This window comes from Bacillus sp. DE0042, from assembly GCF_007680225.1.
GTDB classification, from domain to species: Bacteria; Bacillota; Bacilli; order Bacillales; family Bacillaceae_G; genus Bacillus_A; species Bacillus_A wiedmannii.
This window is the reverse complement of record NZ_VEJP01000002.1, coordinates 53,490-69,093: the sequence shown is the minus strand read 5'-3', so window position 1 is coordinate 69,093 and position 15,604 is coordinate 53,490. Positions and strand designations below refer to the sequence as shown.

19 protein-coding genes are annotated in these 15,604 nt (G+C 33.2%); 17 read left to right on the top strand and 2 right to left on the bottom strand.

Annotated elements, in window-relative coordinates; all coding sequences use genetic code 11:
* Positions 1–113: 113 nt before the first annotated feature.
* Entirely contained in the window at positions 114–737 is a 624-nt protein-coding gene (locus FS802_RS10645) for an acetylglutamate kinase (RefSeq protein WP_141545960.1), read from the bottom strand.
* A gap of 684 nt (positions 738–1,421) precedes the next feature.
* Positions 1,422–1,583: a hypothetical protein gene (locus FS802_RS31035; protein ID WP_000813317.1), complete on the bottom strand. Its 162-nt coding sequence runs from the start codon at positions 1,581–1,583 to the stop codon at positions 1,422–1,424.
* A gap of 285 nt (positions 1,584–1,868) precedes the next feature.
* Between FS802_RS31035 and recQ the strand changes: the two genes are divergently transcribed.
* The 17 genes from recQ to FS802_RS10555 all read left to right on the top strand — a co-directional run bounded on the left by recQ (position 1,869) and on the right by FS802_RS10555 (position 15,546).
* Positions 1,869–3,986: a DNA helicase RecQ gene (gene recQ, locus FS802_RS10640; protein WP_098654264.1), complete on the top strand. Its 2,118-nt coding sequence runs from the start codon at positions 1,869–1,871 to the stop codon at positions 3,984–3,986.
* 25 nt (positions 3,987–4,011) lie between these two features.
* The gene (locus FS802_RS10635) at positions 4,012–4,395 is read left to right on the top strand and encodes a gamma-glutamylcyclotransferase family protein (RefSeq protein WP_098654265.1); all 384 of its coding nucleotides are present in this window, start codon (positions 4,012–4,014) and stop codon (positions 4,393–4,395) included.
* Between the two features lie 178 nt (positions 4,396–4,573).
* Entirely contained in the window at positions 4,574–5,317 is a 744-nt protein-coding gene (locus FS802_RS10630; protein ID WP_098654266.1) for a class I SAM-dependent methyltransferase, read from the top strand.
* 116 nt (positions 5,318–5,433) lie between these two features.
* Positions 5,434–7,509: a HelD family protein gene (locus FS802_RS10625; RefSeq protein ID WP_098654267.1), complete on the top strand. Its 2,076-nt coding sequence runs from the start codon at positions 5,434–5,436 to the stop codon at positions 7,507–7,509.
* 81 nt (positions 7,510–7,590) lie between these two features.
* Positions 7,591–7,947: a DUF952 domain-containing protein gene (locus tag FS802_RS10620; RefSeq protein ID WP_000629059.1), complete on the top strand. Its 357-nt coding sequence runs from the start codon at positions 7,591–7,593 to the stop codon at positions 7,945–7,947.
* 145 nt (positions 7,948–8,092) lie between these two features.
* On the top strand, positions 8,093–8,440 hold the full coding sequence (locus FS802_RS10615; RefSeq protein ID WP_000339351.1) for a PadR family transcriptional regulator: 348 nt from the start codon (positions 8,093–8,095) through the stop codon (positions 8,438–8,440).
* The gene (locus tag FS802_RS10610) at positions 8,427–9,428 is read left to right on the top strand and encodes an HAAS signaling domain-containing protein (RefSeq protein WP_098654268.1); all 1,002 of its coding nucleotides are present in this window, start codon (positions 8,427–8,429) and stop codon (positions 9,426–9,428) included. Before FS802_RS10615 ends, FS802_RS10610 begins: the two co-directional genes overlap by 14 nt.
* A 43-nt stretch (positions 9,429–9,471) precedes the next feature.
* Positions 9,472–9,984 carry a GNAT family N-acetyltransferase gene (locus FS802_RS10605; RefSeq protein WP_098654269.1) on the top strand — a complete coding sequence of 171 codons (513 nt, stop codon included), beginning with the start codon at positions 9,472–9,474 and terminating at the stop codon, positions 9,982–9,984.
* 204 nt (positions 9,985–10,188) lie between these two features.
* Positions 10,189–10,560, top strand: coding sequence for a hypothetical protein (locus FS802_RS10600; RefSeq protein WP_098654270.1), 372 nt, complete (start codon positions 10,189–10,191; stop codon positions 10,558–10,560).
* Positions 10,561–10,592: 32 nt separating this feature from the next.
* Positions 10,593–11,009, top strand: coding sequence for a GNAT family N-acetyltransferase (locus FS802_RS10595; protein WP_098654271.1), 417 nt, complete (start codon positions 10,593–10,595; stop codon positions 11,007–11,009).
* Positions 11,010–11,294: 285 nt separating this feature from the next.
* The gene (locus FS802_RS10585; RefSeq protein WP_098654272.1) at positions 11,295–12,101 is read left to right on the top strand and encodes a GH25 family lysozyme; all 807 of its coding nucleotides are present in this window, start codon (positions 11,295–11,297) and stop codon (positions 12,099–12,101) included.
* A gap of 240 nt (positions 12,102–12,341) precedes the next feature.
* Entirely contained in the window at positions 12,342–12,746 is a 405-nt protein-coding gene (locus tag FS802_RS10580) for a GNAT family N-acetyltransferase (protein ID WP_000288959.1), read from the top strand.
* Between the two features lie 15 nt (positions 12,747–12,761).
* Positions 12,762–13,115 (top strand): MmcQ/YjbR family DNA-binding protein, encoded by a 354-nt coding sequence (locus FS802_RS10575; protein ID WP_000340184.1) that lies wholly within the window; start codon positions 12,762–12,764, stop codon positions 13,113–13,115.
* 21 nt (positions 13,116–13,136) lie between these two features.
* Positions 13,137–13,844: a class I SAM-dependent methyltransferase gene (locus FS802_RS10570; RefSeq protein ID WP_098654273.1), complete on the top strand. Its 708-nt coding sequence runs from the start codon at positions 13,137–13,139 to the stop codon at positions 13,842–13,844.
* Positions 13,845–13,909: 65 nt separating this feature from the next.
* A complete protein-coding gene (locus FS802_RS10565; protein WP_098654274.1) occupies positions 13,910–14,296 on the top strand; it encodes a ribosomal maturation YjgA family protein in 387 nt (128 codons plus the stop codon).
* Positions 14,297–14,317: 21 nt separating this feature from the next.
* The gene (locus tag FS802_RS10560; RefSeq protein WP_000821261.1) at positions 14,318–14,836 is read left to right on the top strand and encodes a DNA topology modulation protein; all 519 of its coding nucleotides are present in this window, start codon (positions 14,318–14,320) and stop codon (positions 14,834–14,836) included.
* Positions 14,837–14,868: 32 nt separating this feature from the next.
* Positions 14,869–15,546, top strand: coding sequence for a formylglycine-generating enzyme family protein (locus FS802_RS10555; RefSeq protein WP_001078763.1), 678 nt, complete (start codon positions 14,869–14,871; stop codon positions 15,544–15,546).
* Positions 15,547–15,604: the final 58 nt, after the last annotated feature.

Below are 15,604 nucleotides of genomic sequence, written 5' to 3'. Positions count from 1 at the left end.
AAAAACGGATATTAATAAAATATATCGATATACGTTAAATGTAAAGAGGAGAGGTGAAATTTCATTGATACAAAGTTTAATAAGCCGATTTGTGTTTTCAAATCGGCTTATTATTATTGAAACACTTGAGGAAATTGCTTTACGATTGCGTTTGTTATCATATCAGCCATTTCTAATGCTTCTTTTTCAATTTTATCATATAGTTTTACGCTTGCTTCAAAATCTTTATTTAGGAAGGCAAGCGCTTCTGCTTTCGTAAGTGCTAAATGTTCATAAAACATTTTTCTGAATTCTTCTTTTTCTATATATGGGTTGATGCTAGTAAGAAACGCCACAATTTCATCACCATTAGCGTACCATTTTTTCTCTATAGCGGCAGCTGCATTTTGATCACCAGCTTTTGCGGCTTTAACTAGATCCGCTGCAATGACTAAGTGGTCTTTAATTAGTGAACTATATTTTTTTACAGCATCCTCACCATAGAATGGTTCAAGAGATAGTCCCATATGTGTTGCATTTTGAAGAAGACGCCCAACTGTAACGTTAACGTCTGGTAAATTAAAGACAATACTTATAATAGCTAATCTCGTCCAAGCGACGTGTTGTTCCCATAAAGAACGCATATAACCTTTTAAAAAGTTTTCATTTTTACTAATTCGGTAATTACGTACAGATGTATCAAAGTGTACATAAGGGTTATGATAGGGGGAGTAATACGATTGCCAATAAGAATACATAAACGGTAACACTCCTTTGAACATGTATAACTCAAAGTATGATGGGAATTTATTTTTAGTTACGTGTCCTAGATTAATTTCTGAAATTGATATGGAAAAAGATGAAGAATTTTATTGTGGTATATATAAATAAAATGAATACGATAATAAACAAGGCTCTGCAAGGGAAGTTGCAGAGCCTCAAAAGGGTATTGCCGAGATGTCGGACTCGACTAATTAATGTTATCATAAAATTCTATTAAAAAACCCTGGTAAATGTGTCCAAATGAAAGTGGATCTTTAATAAAGTCAAAGGGATCCGCTTCCCGCAGCAGATCCCTTTAACTAGATAATGTTGATGAGCAAAAACTCATCTGGAGTACTTTTATAGTAACAAGTGAAATTCGTTTTGTGTATTGAGAAAAAAAGAATTACTTCAATAAACGTTTAGAACTTATATTTTACTTCTTGTTATTATCATCATTTGTTGTGAGTGGAGTATGGTTATAAAATGGAGAAAAGAATTGCAAGCATCTAAAAGCGTAATGAAATATATAATAATCAAAAAAGACCTGCTTATATAAGCAGGTCAAATTAAGGGGTTTTATCCAACAGAATATGTCATATGATATCAACTGTATTGTATTAAGTCTATAAGGTTTATATTGAGAAAAGTTTTGTGAATGGATATATTTCGCACACGTATTAACGTTTAAAAAGTTGAGAAAGAAAATGAAAAAGCTTTTTATAAGAAAATAATGGCTGGTATTTATAATACGATTCATATTTCCACGCATCATGATTCGAGAATTGGAGTTGGTTCGGTACTGTTTTCTGCTTGATGGAACTAATATTCTGCTGCTTCATATAGTAACCTCCTGAATTCATATGTATAAGATTAGTAGTATTCAAGGAAGAGTAATAAAATGTATATTTATTTTGTAATTCATTTTATATGTGCTTTATTTATATTTTAAAATTCATAAATATAAATAGCCATTAAAACACCGTTGCTAAACAACCTTTAAAACGTAGAAAAGCATAAAAAAATGAAAAAGCAAGCTGTTAGTCATGTATTCATCACTTTCATGACGCATAAGTGATGATATAATAGGAATAGATGAAAGATATAGAAAAGCAGGTGACTCTTTTTTGTTTACAAAAGCACAAGAACTTTTAGCGTCTTATTTCGGTTATTCGTCATTCCGAAGAGGACAAGATGAAACAATTAAAAATGTATTAGATGGGAAAGATACGGTTTGTATTATGCCTACGGGTGGTGGTAAGTCAATTTGTTATCAAATTCCCGCATTAGTATTCGAAGGAACGACATTAGTTATTTCACCTTTGATTTCACTTATGAAAGACCAAGTAGATACATTAGTACAAAACGGTATTTCAGCTACTTATATTAATAGTTCTATTTCAATTACAGAAGCGAATCAACGCATTCAATTAGCGAAACAAGGACATTATAAGTTACTTTATGTAGCGCCTGAGCGCCTTGATTCAATGGAGTTTGTTGACCAACTTATCGATATGAAAATCCCGATGATTGCAATTGATGAGGCGCACTGTATTTCACAGTGGGGACATGATTTCCGTCCGAGTTATTTACATATACATCGCATAGTAGATTATCTTCCAGAAAAGCCGCTCGTATTAGCATTAACTGCGACGGCAACACCACAAGTTCGTGAAGATATTTGCAACACGCTTGGAATTAATCAAGAAAATACGATTATGACAACGTTTGAGCGCGAGAACTTATCATTTTCTGTTATTAAAGGACAAGATCGTAATGCATATTTAGCGGATTATATTCGTCAAAATCAAAAGGAATCTGGGATTATTTATGCAGCTACTAGAAAAGTAGTTGATCAGTTGTATGAAGATTTAATGAAAGCGGGAGTTTCGGTATCAAAATACCATGCTGGTATGAGTGATAACGATCGAAATGAGCAGCAAGAACTCTTTTTACGTGATGAAGTGAGTGTAATGGTAGCGACATCTGCATTCGGGATGGGGATTGATAAATCGAATATTCGTTACGTTATCCATTATCAACTGCCAAAAAACATGGAAAGTTATTACCAAGAAGCAGGACGTGCGGGCCGTGATGGATTAGATAGTGCATGTATATTGTTATATTCTTCTCAAGATGTGCAAGTACAGCGCTTTTTAATTGATCAATCGACAGGTGAATCTCGATTTTCAAATGAACTTGAAAAACTGCAAAATATGACTGATTACTGTCATTCAGAACAATGTTTACAATCATTTATTTTGCAATACTTTGGAGAAGAACCGAAAGAAGATTGTGGTCGCTGCGGTAATTGTACGGACGACCGCGAAAGTATCGATGTGACGAGAGAATCACAAATGGTTCTATCTTGCATGATTAGAACGAACCAACGATTTGGAAAACAAATGATTGCACAAGTTTTAACTGGTTCGAAAAATAAGAAAGTTATTGAATTCAATTTTCATACTTTACCAACATACGGGTTACTATCAAATCGTAGCGTAAAAGAAGTTAGTGAATTTATTGAGTTTCTAATTTCAGATGAGTTAATTGCAGTTGAACATGGTACGTATCCAACATTAAAAGTAACAGAAAAAGGGAAAGAAGTATTATTGGGTAAAGAGAATGTTTTACGTAAAGAACGAGTAGAGACAAGACAAATTGTTCAAGATCATCCTTTATTTGAAGTGCTTCGCGAAGTACGTAAAGAAATTGCGCAAGGAGAAGGTGTACCTCCATTCGTTATTTTCTCTGATCAAACGTTGAAAGATATGTGTGCAAAAATGCCGCAAAGTGACTCTGAACTTTTAACTGTGAAAGGGATCGGCGAACATAAACTTGTGAAGTATGGTTCTCATTTCTTACAAGCAGTTCAGCACTTTATTAAGGACAATCCAAACTATGCTGAAACAGTTAAAACAGAAGTGGTGACAGAGCGGAAAAAGTCAGGGAAAGCTTCAGCAAATTCTCATTTAGAAACGTATGAAATGTATAAACAAGGCATTGATCTAGATGAAATTGCGAAAGAACGTGGCTTATCAAGACAAACAATTGAAAATCATTTAATTCGCTCTTTTGAAGATGGAATGGAAATAGACTGGAATAGTTTTGTTCCTGCAGAATATGAATCACTGATTGAAACTGCCGTGCAAAATGCAGAGGGTGGTCTGAAATCAATTAAGGAACAACTTCCAAATGAAGTGAGTTACTTTATGATTCGTGCATATTTACAATTTAGAAAGTAGATATATATAAAGGGGATAGGGATATATGCATCACGTTTTCGTGTATGGCACATTAAGAAAAGAGCAAACGAATGCTCATTTTATGCAAGGTGCAATATGCATCGCAGACGGAGCATGGACGTATGGTAAATTATTTGATACAAACGAGGGGTATCCGGCAATGATTTGTTCAAATGAGGGCAAAGTATACGGAGAAGTTTATGAAGTAAATGAGGTTGTTCTGCAAAAATTAGATGAACTTGAAGAATATACAGGTAATGCAGAAAGTGATTTATATGAACGAATCACCGAAACGGTTTATTTAGGTGATAGAGAAATACGTGCATTTGTGTATGTTGCTCAAGATATAGGGATGCTAAAGAAAGTTATCATTTCTGGTGATTGGGTAGAGTATCAACAAGAAAAATAATAGCAGTCATAGAGCAGAAAGTGGTATCATCCATTATCTGCTTTTTATATTGGCACTTTCTAAATTCTTATTATTTTGATAAATTGTAAATGTAGGGAATAATAATGTTTTTTCATGGGTGTCAGAAATTTAGTATTTCACCTATAAAAGAAAAAATTATTGCAGGAGGAAAATAATAATGAACGAATTAGATGTGAGAGAATTTTACGAAAAACAATTCGAACTATCCAATTACGATATCAATACAGAAAGCTGGTTAGAGCAAGTTGCTAAAGAAGTTAAAGAGCAAATTGGAAATCCGTTTCAGTCGATGTTAGAACTAGGTGCAGGAAATGGCGGATTTGCAAGGGCGATGTCTAAGTTACGTGTAAAGATGACTACTGTTGAGCTCGTACCAGAGTTAGTTATGTTTGCAAAAGAACATTCTACTAATGAAATTGATATTCATTGCGCTGATTTTTATAAAATAAATTTTGAAGAAAAGTTTGATGTTGTTAGTTATTTAGATGGATTTGGTGTAGGAACAGATGATGAACAATTGATTCTATTAAAACGGATTAAAAATTGGATGAAGGATGATGGGTGTGCACTTATTGATATTTATCAACCACTGTATTGGAAAAAGGTAAGTGGACAAGAAATGACATTAAGTGCAGCTATGCGAAAATATGAATATGATAGTATAAATGAAAGAATGTTAGATCATTGGTGGCATCCTAATAATCCAAATGATATAGTTACACAGTCCTTACGTTGTTTTACGGTAGATGAGATTAGCAATCTATGTGCTGAAGCTGGTTTAAGTATTGTAGGAGTCTTCCCAGGAGGAGCATATGATTTTGAAAAACGAAAATATAAAGAATTAGCAACTTTAAATGAATGTTTGGCGTACCGAATTAAAATAAAGAAGAGTAGAGATTAATCTCTACTCTTCTTTATTTTAGAAAATTCTTACTAAAACTATTGACTTTATAAATGGATTTTTAATACAATTGTATTTCGACTGAAAAATTAGAACGGACAGGAGGGAATCATCAAATGAACAACATTTTTGAAGAAGAGTTACAAAGGATGAAAGATACATTAAGTACGATGGATGATCAATTAGAACAGCTCGAAAACATTCCGGTTTATTATGGAGATGATTTTAAAGAACAAATTCTAGAAAGTATGAGGGAGTCTAATAGACAAAACTTACGTATTGGTGTGCATGAGCCATACTTTGGGAGACTAGACTTTCAAGAGGATGGCAAGGAAGAAGTTATGCCGATTTACATCGGTAAAGTAGGTGTTTCACATAAAGACACAATGAAACCAATTGTAATTGATTGGCGGGCACCTGTCGCAAGTATGTTTTATTCATTTACCGGCGGTGATGAATTAGCGTTTTATCAATCACCAGACGGATTAGTAGAAGGTGATGTGTATTTAAAGCGGAACATCTCGATCCGAAGAAGAGAACTAGAACGTGTTGTTGATACATACGTGAAAGGAAATGAAGATGTATCGCATGCCGATGATTTTCTTCTATATCGATTAGGTGAGAATAAAGATAATAAACTAAAGGATATTGTTTCGACGATACAATCAGAGCAAAACGATATTATTCGTGCGGAAAGAAACTTACCATTATTAATTCAAGGGGTTGCAGGGAGCGGAAAAACAACAATCGCTTTACATCGCCTTGCTTTTTTAATTTATGAATATCGTGAGCAGCTAGAAGCTGAGAGAATGATTGTATTCGCTCCGAATAGTCTGTTTTTGGACTATATTTCGAGTGTACTTCCTGAATTAGGTGTAGGGAATATTAGTCAAACAACATTTCCGGATTGGGCATTACGCATGTTAGATGATTCGGTGAAACTGAAGCAGACAGAAAAAAAATTGAAAGAAGCATTTTCTATTAATCGTGATGAAGAAAAGGTTATGCTCGGTAAATTGAAAGGCACGCTGGAATTTAAGTCCTTTATTGAAGAGAGAATGGTTCAATTTGAAAAAGAATTAATACCAACAAGTGATTTTGAGGCATGGGACAAAGCTATTATTCCAGTAGAAGACATAAAAAAATGGATGCAAGTTGAATATAAACACTATCCATTAAAGAAAAGAAGAGAAAGATTAGTCGGCCGAATGAAGCGCTGGATTGAAATTGAACTGAAAAAGTATGGAGAAACAAACGAGAAGAAATTATTAAAAAAAGAAGCGACAAAGAGATTGAACACCTATATGAAGTTTTGGCCGAAAATGAGCCCACTTTCACTATATAGTTCAATATTGAAAAGTAAAGAAATACTCGAAGTATTGCCTGAAGAACTTATGAAAGAAACTGAAAAGAGTTGTCGTAAAAAAGAAGTGTATGTAGAAGATTTACCAGCTTTAATTTACATACATCACCGTATAACAGGTATTGAAATCGGACAGAAATTCCATCACGTCGTTATTGATGAAGCGCAAGATTTTTCACCATTCCAAGTGTATGTATTAAAAGAAATTACACTAGGTAATTCTTTTACTATATTAGGTGATTTATCTCAAGCAATTTATGATTATCAAGGGATTGAAGATTGGGATGCTTTTAAGGAAGTATTCCAAGAAACAGGTTATTATGAACTGACAAGAAGTTATCGTTCTACAAAAGAAATTATTGAATTTGCGAACGAAATAATTAAAAATGCAGAGATTCCAGTTGGACTCGCAACACCAGTTTTTCGTAGTGGTGAAGAGGTTAAAGTAATCCATGTAGAGGATCAATTTAATGAGATTATGAAGACGTTAAAACATCTACAAAATGAAGATGTGAAAACAATTGCGGTAATAGGAAGAACAGACGATGAATGTCGCGATATATATAAGAAATTAACAAATGCAGGATTAGCTGTAAACGTCATTGAAGCAGATCAAAGTAAATATGAAGGTGGTATTTCAGTAGTACCTGTATACTTGGCAAAAGGGCTAGAATTTGATGCGGTACTTCTCATCGACGTTGATGAAGTGCATTACAAAAATACAAAACACGATGCGAAGTTACTATATGTCGGATGTACAAGGTCGCTTCATGATTTATGGATTTTTCATAGCGGGAAAGCATCGCCTTTAATTAAAGGAATTAAATAAATATGAAAAACAAGAGGCTTTTCTAGTAACAAAAAAAGAACCTCTTGTTTTTCTATATAAAGACATGGAGAGAAAATAACTATGATTACAAAGGTAATAACAAAAAGAAATTGGGAAATTGCAAAGATAAATGGAGAAATTAATGAAACTTCACTAAAAGAAGAGGGATTTATTCATTGCTCATTTTTAAAACAGGCTTTAGAAGTTGCTGAAAAACATTTTAGTCATGAAGAAGATGTGTTATTACTGACAATTGATCCATCCTTAATAAAAGCAGAAATAAAATATGAACTCGCTTCTAACGGTCAAGAATATCCGCATGTATATGGAGTAATTAATATTGAGGCAATTGTAGATGTTACCCCATTTACTAAAGAAAAAGGAGAGTTTATATTACAAGAGGTACAAAATTACGATTGTAATAGCCGTTTAAACTAATAAGAAAAGCACAAATTATATAGTTTGTGTTTTTTTATTATCTATTTTTTGTAAATACGTATTGTTTTTATCACATTAATACTGTACGATACATAGTATAAAACACATACTGTATGACATATAGTAATGGAAATGAGGTGAGTGAATGGATGCTTTATTAAATTCGTTAATTACTGAACTAAGAAGAGGTACATTAACATTAGCGGTTTTAAGCCAGTTAAGAACACCGCAGTATGGGTATTCACTTGTCCAATTATTGGAACAATCAGGGATTATAATCGATCAAAGTACTTTATATCCACTACTTCGCCGATTAGAAAAGCAGGAGCTAGTAACGAGTAGTTGGGATAAAACGGAGAGTAGACCTCGTAAGTATTACGTTTTAAGTGAATACGGATTAGATATATTTTTGCAGCTGAAGAAAGAATGGATAAAGGATTCGAAAGAGCTTTATAACCTATTAAAGGAGGAGGACAAAAATGAATTTGATTGATATTTATGTAGAAGAAGTAGCGAAGAGATTACCTGAAAAAAATCGTGAAGATATTATTCTTGAATTACGGTCAACAATCGAGGATATGTTACCTGATGATTATAGTGAAAACGACGAAAAAAGAGTTCTTGAAAAATTAGGAAGTCCCGTTTCATTGGCTAATGGATATTTGGATAGACCGATGCATTTAATTGGACCACGTTATTTTGATGTATATACGACGTTATTAAAAATGATTATACCAATTGCAGCTGTAATCGCACTCATTGCAATGGTTGCAGAAAATTTTGTAGGATATAATGGTGAGCAAGCGGTATTAAATGTTATTTTAAATTTGATAGGTAAAGGAATTGGGGAAATTATCGAAGTAGGCCTCCATGTATTTTTCTGGTTGACACTTGTATTTGCTGTTATAGAAAGAACGGATAAAGAAAAGGACCCACAACCATTAACAACAAGTTTAAAAAAATGGACGCCAGATGATTTGAAAAATATTTCGTATATCCCGAAGAAAAAGGCGATCTCAAAGTTTGAAGTGTTTGGAGGTTTGATGTGGACTGCAATATGGGCCACACTTTACTTTTATGCGAATCATCTTGTAGGTCTATATCATGGTACAGAAAGCGGACTGAAGTTTGTCGCGCCAACTTTTAATCAAGATGTGTTACTTCAGTATTGGCCAATCGTTTTAATTATGATCGTGTTTGAAATAGGTATATCTCTTTATAAGTTAGTACAAGGACAATGGACGAAAAAGTTGGCACTTGGGAATGCTATACTTCAAATAGCTGGAACAATAGTATTCATTGTAATTGTAGTAAATCCGCATTTATTTAACGAAGGATTTATTACGTATGTGGCAAATGTGTTTACTACTTCTCCAGAGGAATTTAAAAAGTGGTTAATTGGTGGAGGTATTATCATTTATATTTTATCTGCGGTATTAAATATATTTGATGGTTTCCGAAAAGCTCGTATTCGTATGTAGGAGTGAAAGGAAAGAAGATATACTTTATGAAAGGAAGAAAGCAATGATAAGGGAAGCAAGGAAACAAGATGTAACATACATGTTAGATATTTATAATGATGCTATATTGAATACAACAGCCGTCTATACGTATAAACCTGTAACCCTTGAAAATAGAATAGATTGGTATGAACAAAAAAAGGCTAACGGCTATCCGATTTTAGTATGTGAATTAGATAATAAAATAGTAGGATTTGCGACATTTGGCCCGTTTAGAGCTTGGCCTGCCTATAAATATTCAATTGAGCATTCTGTGTATGTTCATAAGGAATATAGAAAAAATGGGATAGGAACTTCTTTAATGAAAGCATTGATCACAGTTGCAAAAGAAAGGGAATATATGACCTTAATTGCTGGAATTGATGCAGAAAATGAGAAAAGCATTGCCTTACATGAAAACTATAGATTTGTTCATGCGGGGACAATTAAGAAGGCTGGTTATAAGTTTAACAGGTGGTTAGATTTAGCTTTTTATCAATTGGAGCTTAATGGTCCTAAAAAGCCTACGGAAGAGTAAATGTTTGCGTTATGCGAATTATGTATTTTAGAAAGATAGTATGGGAAAATTTCATGCTATCTTTTTTATTGTATGGATAAATAACATGTAATAAAAAAGGTTTTTTTATATTCTATATCGAATTTTGAGAAGATGATAAAACTATATAAAAAAAGGTATGAATATATACAAAAAGTATAGTGAAGGCATGCTAGGGGTGAGCGATTGAAAAGAAACTTAAAAACTTCAACAATTATCATATTAATTTTAACAATTATCGCTATTGAAGTTGGAATCGCGATTTATGATCATAATCTGTCATTGGATACGATTTACTTTGCAGCAATCCTCATTTGTATTGTATTGCTTTTTGGCACACGTGTTTCTGAAGAGAAAGCAAGTACATCGAAACAGAGACGAAGAAAAACAGCACTTATATTTTGGCCATCTATTTTATTGTCTATCGTTAGTTTTGCTGTTATAAGTTATATGAGAATAGGCTATGTATCTGTACCAGGGATAATTGGTTTTTCGTGCTTTGTTACTTATGGTGGATTCGTATATATTAGTATTATAAAAAGGAAAAGTAAAAATTAAAGGTAGCTTACTAAGTTGAAAGGAAGAAATATATGAAACATATAGAAAGTGGTACTCGAACTGAAGGAGAATACATAAAAAATAAAGTAATTCAATATAACATGTCGATTTTAAAAGATGAAGCAAAACAGCCGATGGAGCAAGTAAGTTTCGTAGTAAAAGATGAGGATGGAAAAATATTTGGTGGGGTAACAGGAACGATGTATTTTTATCATCTTCATATAGATTTTTTATGGGTTGATGAAACAGTTCGTCATGATGGTTATGGCAGTCAACTGTTACATAAAATCGAAGACATCGCGAAGGAAAAAGGGTGTAGATTAATATTATTAGATTCATTTAGTTTTCAAGCACCCGATTTTTATAAAAAGCACGGCTACCGAGAATATGGTGTTGTTGAAGATCATCCTAAAGGACATAGTCAACACTTTTTAGAGAAGCGGTTATAGTAATAGTATTCGTGCTCTAGAAGAAAAATTGATTTTAAAAGCATCACCAAACAAGGTGATGCTATTTTAATTTTAAAGCAACTACTCAAGCTGATGTAATTATGGGGACAAATAGTACGATTCGTATAGCTATGATTTTCTTTTTTAATGGAAATAAGTTACTGTCTTTGTAGAAGACACTTGTCGTATTTACTATATGTACTAGCAAATACTATTGAATTTTTAGGAGAGGAAGAGCAATAAGACGAGCTCTGAATATAATACTAATAAAGGAGGTGTTTAGCAATGGGTTACATTGTAGATATTTCAAAATGGAACGGTAACATTAACTGGGATGTAGCCGCTCCACAACTAGATTTCGTAATCGCTAGGGTACAAGATGGATCAAATTATGTAGATCCTTTATATAAAAATTATGTCCAAGCAATGAAAACTAGAAATATTCCATTTGGTAACTATGGATTCTGTCGCTTTATTTCAATTGCTGATGCGAAGAAGGAAGCGCAAGATTTTTGGAATCGCGGTGATAAGAGTGCTACAGTTTGGGCTGCTGATGTAGAAGTGAAAACAATGGATGATATGAGAGCTGGTACACAAGCTTTTATCGACGAGTTACGCCGATTAGGTGCTAAGAAAGTTGGCTTATATGTTGGGCATCATGTATATGAGCCTTTCGGTATGGCGAACGTAAAAAGTGATTTTTTATGGATTCCTAGGTATGGCGGTAATAAACCAGCATATCCTTGTGATATTTGGCAATACACTGAGACAGGTAATGTACCAGGTATCGGCAAATGTGATTTAAATCAATTAATAGGAAATAAACCACTTTCCTGGTTTACTGAATCAGTACCAAAACAAGAGAATGTACAAGCACAAGTTTCTAAACAAAACATCATTCAATCAGGTGCTTTCTCACCATATGAGGCTCCTGAAGCTATGAAAGCTTTAACATCAGTTAAAATGACTGCTACCTTCATTTTACAATCGGATGGCTTAACGTATTTTATTTCGGATCCAACTAGTGATGCGCAATTAAACGGTATGAAAGGTTGGCTTGATCGAAAAGGTTGGTGGTATGAAGTTGACTAATGATAAAAGCCGTCCTATTGGGCGGCTTTTATCATTAGTCAACTTCATATATTATGTGCTATTTTTAATATAGAAGAAATAGGAAAGGATGAGAGAGGGAATGTTTATATTGCAATTGTAAAATCGGTATTATAAATTAATTTTATAAAGGTTTTTTATAATAGGTTGGATTCTATAGTTTTATATTGAAGTAAGGTAAGACAAAATAAATATAATGAGCAATTTGATAGGGGAAAGAAAATGTACACGTATAAATTGCAACATGAACAACCAATCTACGTAGAAAAAATAAGAAAACTTTATGACTCTGTCGGTTGGTGGCCAGAAAGAAAAGAAATCGATATTCAAAAAATGTTAAAGAATAGTATAGCGATTGGGGTATGGGAAGAAAATGAATTAATCGGATTTGCCAGGGTTGTTTCTGATGGTGTTTTTCGAGCGTACATAGAAGATGTTGTTGTACATGAAAGTGTAAGAAATAAAGGCATTGGAGAGAAAATGCTAACAATATTACTTCAAGAAATATCTCATGTTCATATTGTTAGTCTATTTTGCGGAGAGAAATTAATAAAGTTTTATGGTGAGCAGCAATTTCATGCGACGAAACAAATTGTAATGCACCGTAATCAAATCGTGAAAGAATAAGAGGTGTCAATTAGAATGGATGCAACTAGAACATATTGTTTATCAAAAAGAAAAGCGACTGAAGATTCTCCTGATGGTTGGAATGCAACATGTATGAGGCTTAATAATAAAATATTTGCGATAATAAACCATGAAGAAGGAGAAAAAGCTGCGATTACATTAAAATGTGATCCAGAACTTGCACTAAGATTAAGAGAAGAGTATCTAGAAGCAATCACTCCGGGGTATCATATGAATAAAAAACATTGGAATACAGTGTATATACATAAAGGTGTAGAGCAAGAGCAAATTAATAAGATGATTGATTGGTCATATAATTTAGTTCTACAATCATTTTCAAAGAAAAAGCAGCAAGAGTTATTAGATTAGTATGTATAAGGGGTGGATGATTTGAAAGACACAATCAAAAGTACATATGATAAATTAGCGAGTACATATAAAGAAAATCTAGATGTCGCAAATCCATATAACAGCTATTACGAAAGACCAGCGATGATGGAGATGATTCCAAAGAATTTAGAAGGGAAGAGTATATTAGATGCTGGATGTGCAGCTGGGTGGTATACTACTCAATTTGTAGAAAGGGGAGCAAATGTTACTGCAATTGACGTAAGTTCTGAAATGGTAAAAGCTGCAAAGGAAAGTACAAGTAATAAAGCAACGTTTCTTTGTCATGATTTGCAAGAAGTATTACCATTTGAAGATAATACTTTTGATGTTATTGTAAGTTCGTTAACGCTTCATTACTTAGAAAATTGGAATAAAGTATTTCAGGAGTTTCATCGAGTATTGAAGCCAGGTGGCGAATTTATATACTCCATTCATCATCCTTTTATGGATTTTACGAAGTTTACTAGTGAAAATTATTTCGAAAAACAATTATTAGTAGATACGTGGACTAAACCAAATATTACAATAGAAGTTAGCTTTTTTAGAAGATCACTCCAAGATATAATTAATGAAACAACAAATTATTTTGTGTTAGATAAAATGGAGGAACCGAGGCCAGTTGAAAAAATGAGAGAAGTAAACGAAAAATCATATCATTATCTAAATACAAACCCACATTTTCTTATTATGAAAGCCATTAAAAAATAGCTAGTAAAATAATTATATTTTACTAGCTATTTACAGTTTTAAATTACATATTAGGGGATATTGAGATGAATATGAAAAGAAATAGATTATTATATGCATTGTTTACTATAGTTGTAATTATTTTAAGTCTATGTTCCAGAAAATTTGTATTTACGTTACCTCATCTATTAAATGACTACTTAGGAGATGCTTTATGGGCATGTATGATTTTTACTGGATTCGGATTTTTATTTCCTAAAATGGACACGAAGAAATTGGCTTTTATAAGCTTGCTGTTTTGTTATGGGATTGAATTGAGCCAATTGTACCATGCCGAATGGATAGATAGCATTCGTGCAACAACCTTAGGTGGACTCGTATTAGGTTACGGATTTTTGTGGAGTGATTTAGTTGCTTATACAATTGGTGTTGGGATTGGAATGTTTTGTGAGTTTATGTTACGGAAGAAATAAAAGATGTAAGAAGGGGTATTTATGAAAAGAATAATATTAATAGGTTCTGGTGGTTCAGGAAAATCTACATTAGCAAAACAGTTAGGGAATAAATTAAATATTAAAGTACATCATCTTGATGCGTTATTTTGGAAACCGAATTGGGAAGGTGTACCGAAAGAGGAGCAAAGAACGGTTCAAAATGAATTAGTTAAAGGGGAAAATTGGATTATTGATGGGAATTATGGCGGAACAATGGACATAAGAATTAATGCAGCTGATACAATTATCTTCCTTGATATTCATAGAACAATATGTGTTTATCGTGCTTTTAAAAGGGTTGTACAATATCGGAATAAAACAAGACCGGATATGGGGGCTGGATGTGAAGAAAGGTTTGATTTGCAATTTTTCAAATGGATATGGCAATATCCTAAAACGAAACGACCCTCAATTTTAAAAAGGCTAAATCAATTGAGTAAGGAAAAAGAGGTTATTATTTTAAAATCTTCAAATGAAGTAAGACTATTTTTAGAGAAGTACGATACCATAGATAGTTAGACTATAAAAAGAAGTAACATGGGGGGATAGGATTGAATAGATTCATTGGCCCGGTTGATTCTAATATGGTGAAAATTCCAGCAGGAAAAGTAGAATTAAGAGATGATCGAATAAAAAAACAATGGCAAGTTCAAGTTAAACCGTTTCTTCTTGCAAAGTATGTTGTAACAGCGGAATTATATTATGCTATTATGAATCGTGCACTAAATGGTAATGAAAATAGTAATAAACCAGTTGTAAATATTTCATGGAATGATGCCATTATATTTTGTAATTTACTTTCCAAAAAAGCGGGATTAAAAGAATATTATTCTATTAGTGAAGATGGTCTAATTGTTAGTTGTAATTTAGATTCAAATGGCTACCGATTACCTTTTGAAGCAGAGTGGCAATATGCGTGTAAGGCAGGAACTACGGGATACATATATGGAGAACTGAAAGAGATTGCTTGGTACAATGAAAATTCAAGTGGATATATTCATGAGGTCGGAAAAAAAGAACCGAATGCATGGGGACTTTACGATATGTTAGGAAACGTTTGGGAATGGTGCTATGATTTATATGATGAACAAGTGTACGGATCATACCGAATTTTCCGCGGCGGTAGCTGGGCTGAAGCAGCTAGAGGTTGCGGTGCGACTTGTCGTCGCCGTAGTCATCCTACATTTCATATAGATGACCTTGGGTTTAGGCTTGCTAGGTCCATTTAGAAGAATAAGACAAAATACCTATAATACTAATGGCAACATAGACAAGATTTAAATTAAG

Coding starts and splice junctions, on each gene's coding strand:
- FS802_RS10645 (WP_141545960.1), bottom strand. CDS start 737: ATGTATTCTTATTGGCAATCGTATTACTCCCCCTATCATAACCCTTAT.
- FS802_RS31035 (WP_000813317.1), bottom strand. CDS start 1,583: ATGAAGCAGCAGAATATTAGTTCCATCAAGCAGAAAACAGTACCGAAC.
- FS802_RS10635 (WP_098654265.1), top strand. CDS start 4,012: ATGCATCACGTTTTCGTGTATGGCACATTAAGAAAAGAGCAAACGAAT.
- FS802_RS10630 (WP_098654266.1), top strand. CDS start 4,574: ATGAACGAATTAGATGTGAGAGAATTTTACGAAAAACAATTCGAACTA.
- FS802_RS10625 (WP_098654267.1), top strand. CDS start 5,434: ATGAACAACATTTTTGAAGAAGAGTTACAAAGGATGAAAGATACATTA.
- FS802_RS10620 (WP_000629059.1), top strand. CDS start 7,591: ATGATTACAAAGGTAATAACAAAAAGAAATTGGGAAATTGCAAAGATA.
- FS802_RS10615 (WP_000339351.1), top strand. CDS start 8,093: ATGGATGCTTTATTAAATTCGTTAATTACTGAACTAAGAAGAGGTACA.
- FS802_RS10610 (WP_098654268.1), top strand. CDS start 8,427: ATGAATTTGATTGATATTTATGTAGAAGAAGTAGCGAAGAGATTACCT.
- FS802_RS10605 (WP_098654269.1), top strand. CDS start 9,472: ATGATAAGGGAAGCAAGGAAACAAGATGTAACATACATGTTAGATATT.
- FS802_RS10595 (WP_098654271.1), top strand. CDS start 10,593: ATGAAACATATAGAAAGTGGTACTCGAACTGAAGGAGAATACATAAAA.
- FS802_RS10585 (WP_098654272.1), top strand. CDS start 11,295: ATGGGTTACATTGTAGATATTTCAAAATGGAACGGTAACATTAACTGG.
- FS802_RS10580 (WP_000288959.1), top strand. CDS start 12,342: ATGTACACGTATAAATTGCAACATGAACAACCAATCTACGTAGAAAAA.
- FS802_RS10575 (WP_000340184.1), top strand. CDS start 12,762: ATGGATGCAACTAGAACATATTGTTTATCAAAAAGAAAAGCGACTGAA.
- FS802_RS10565 (WP_098654274.1), top strand. CDS start 13,910: ATGAATATGAAAAGAAATAGATTATTATATGCATTGTTTACTATAGTT.
- FS802_RS10560 (WP_000821261.1), top strand. CDS start 14,318: ATGAAAAGAATAATATTAATAGGTTCTGGTGGTTCAGGAAAATCTACA.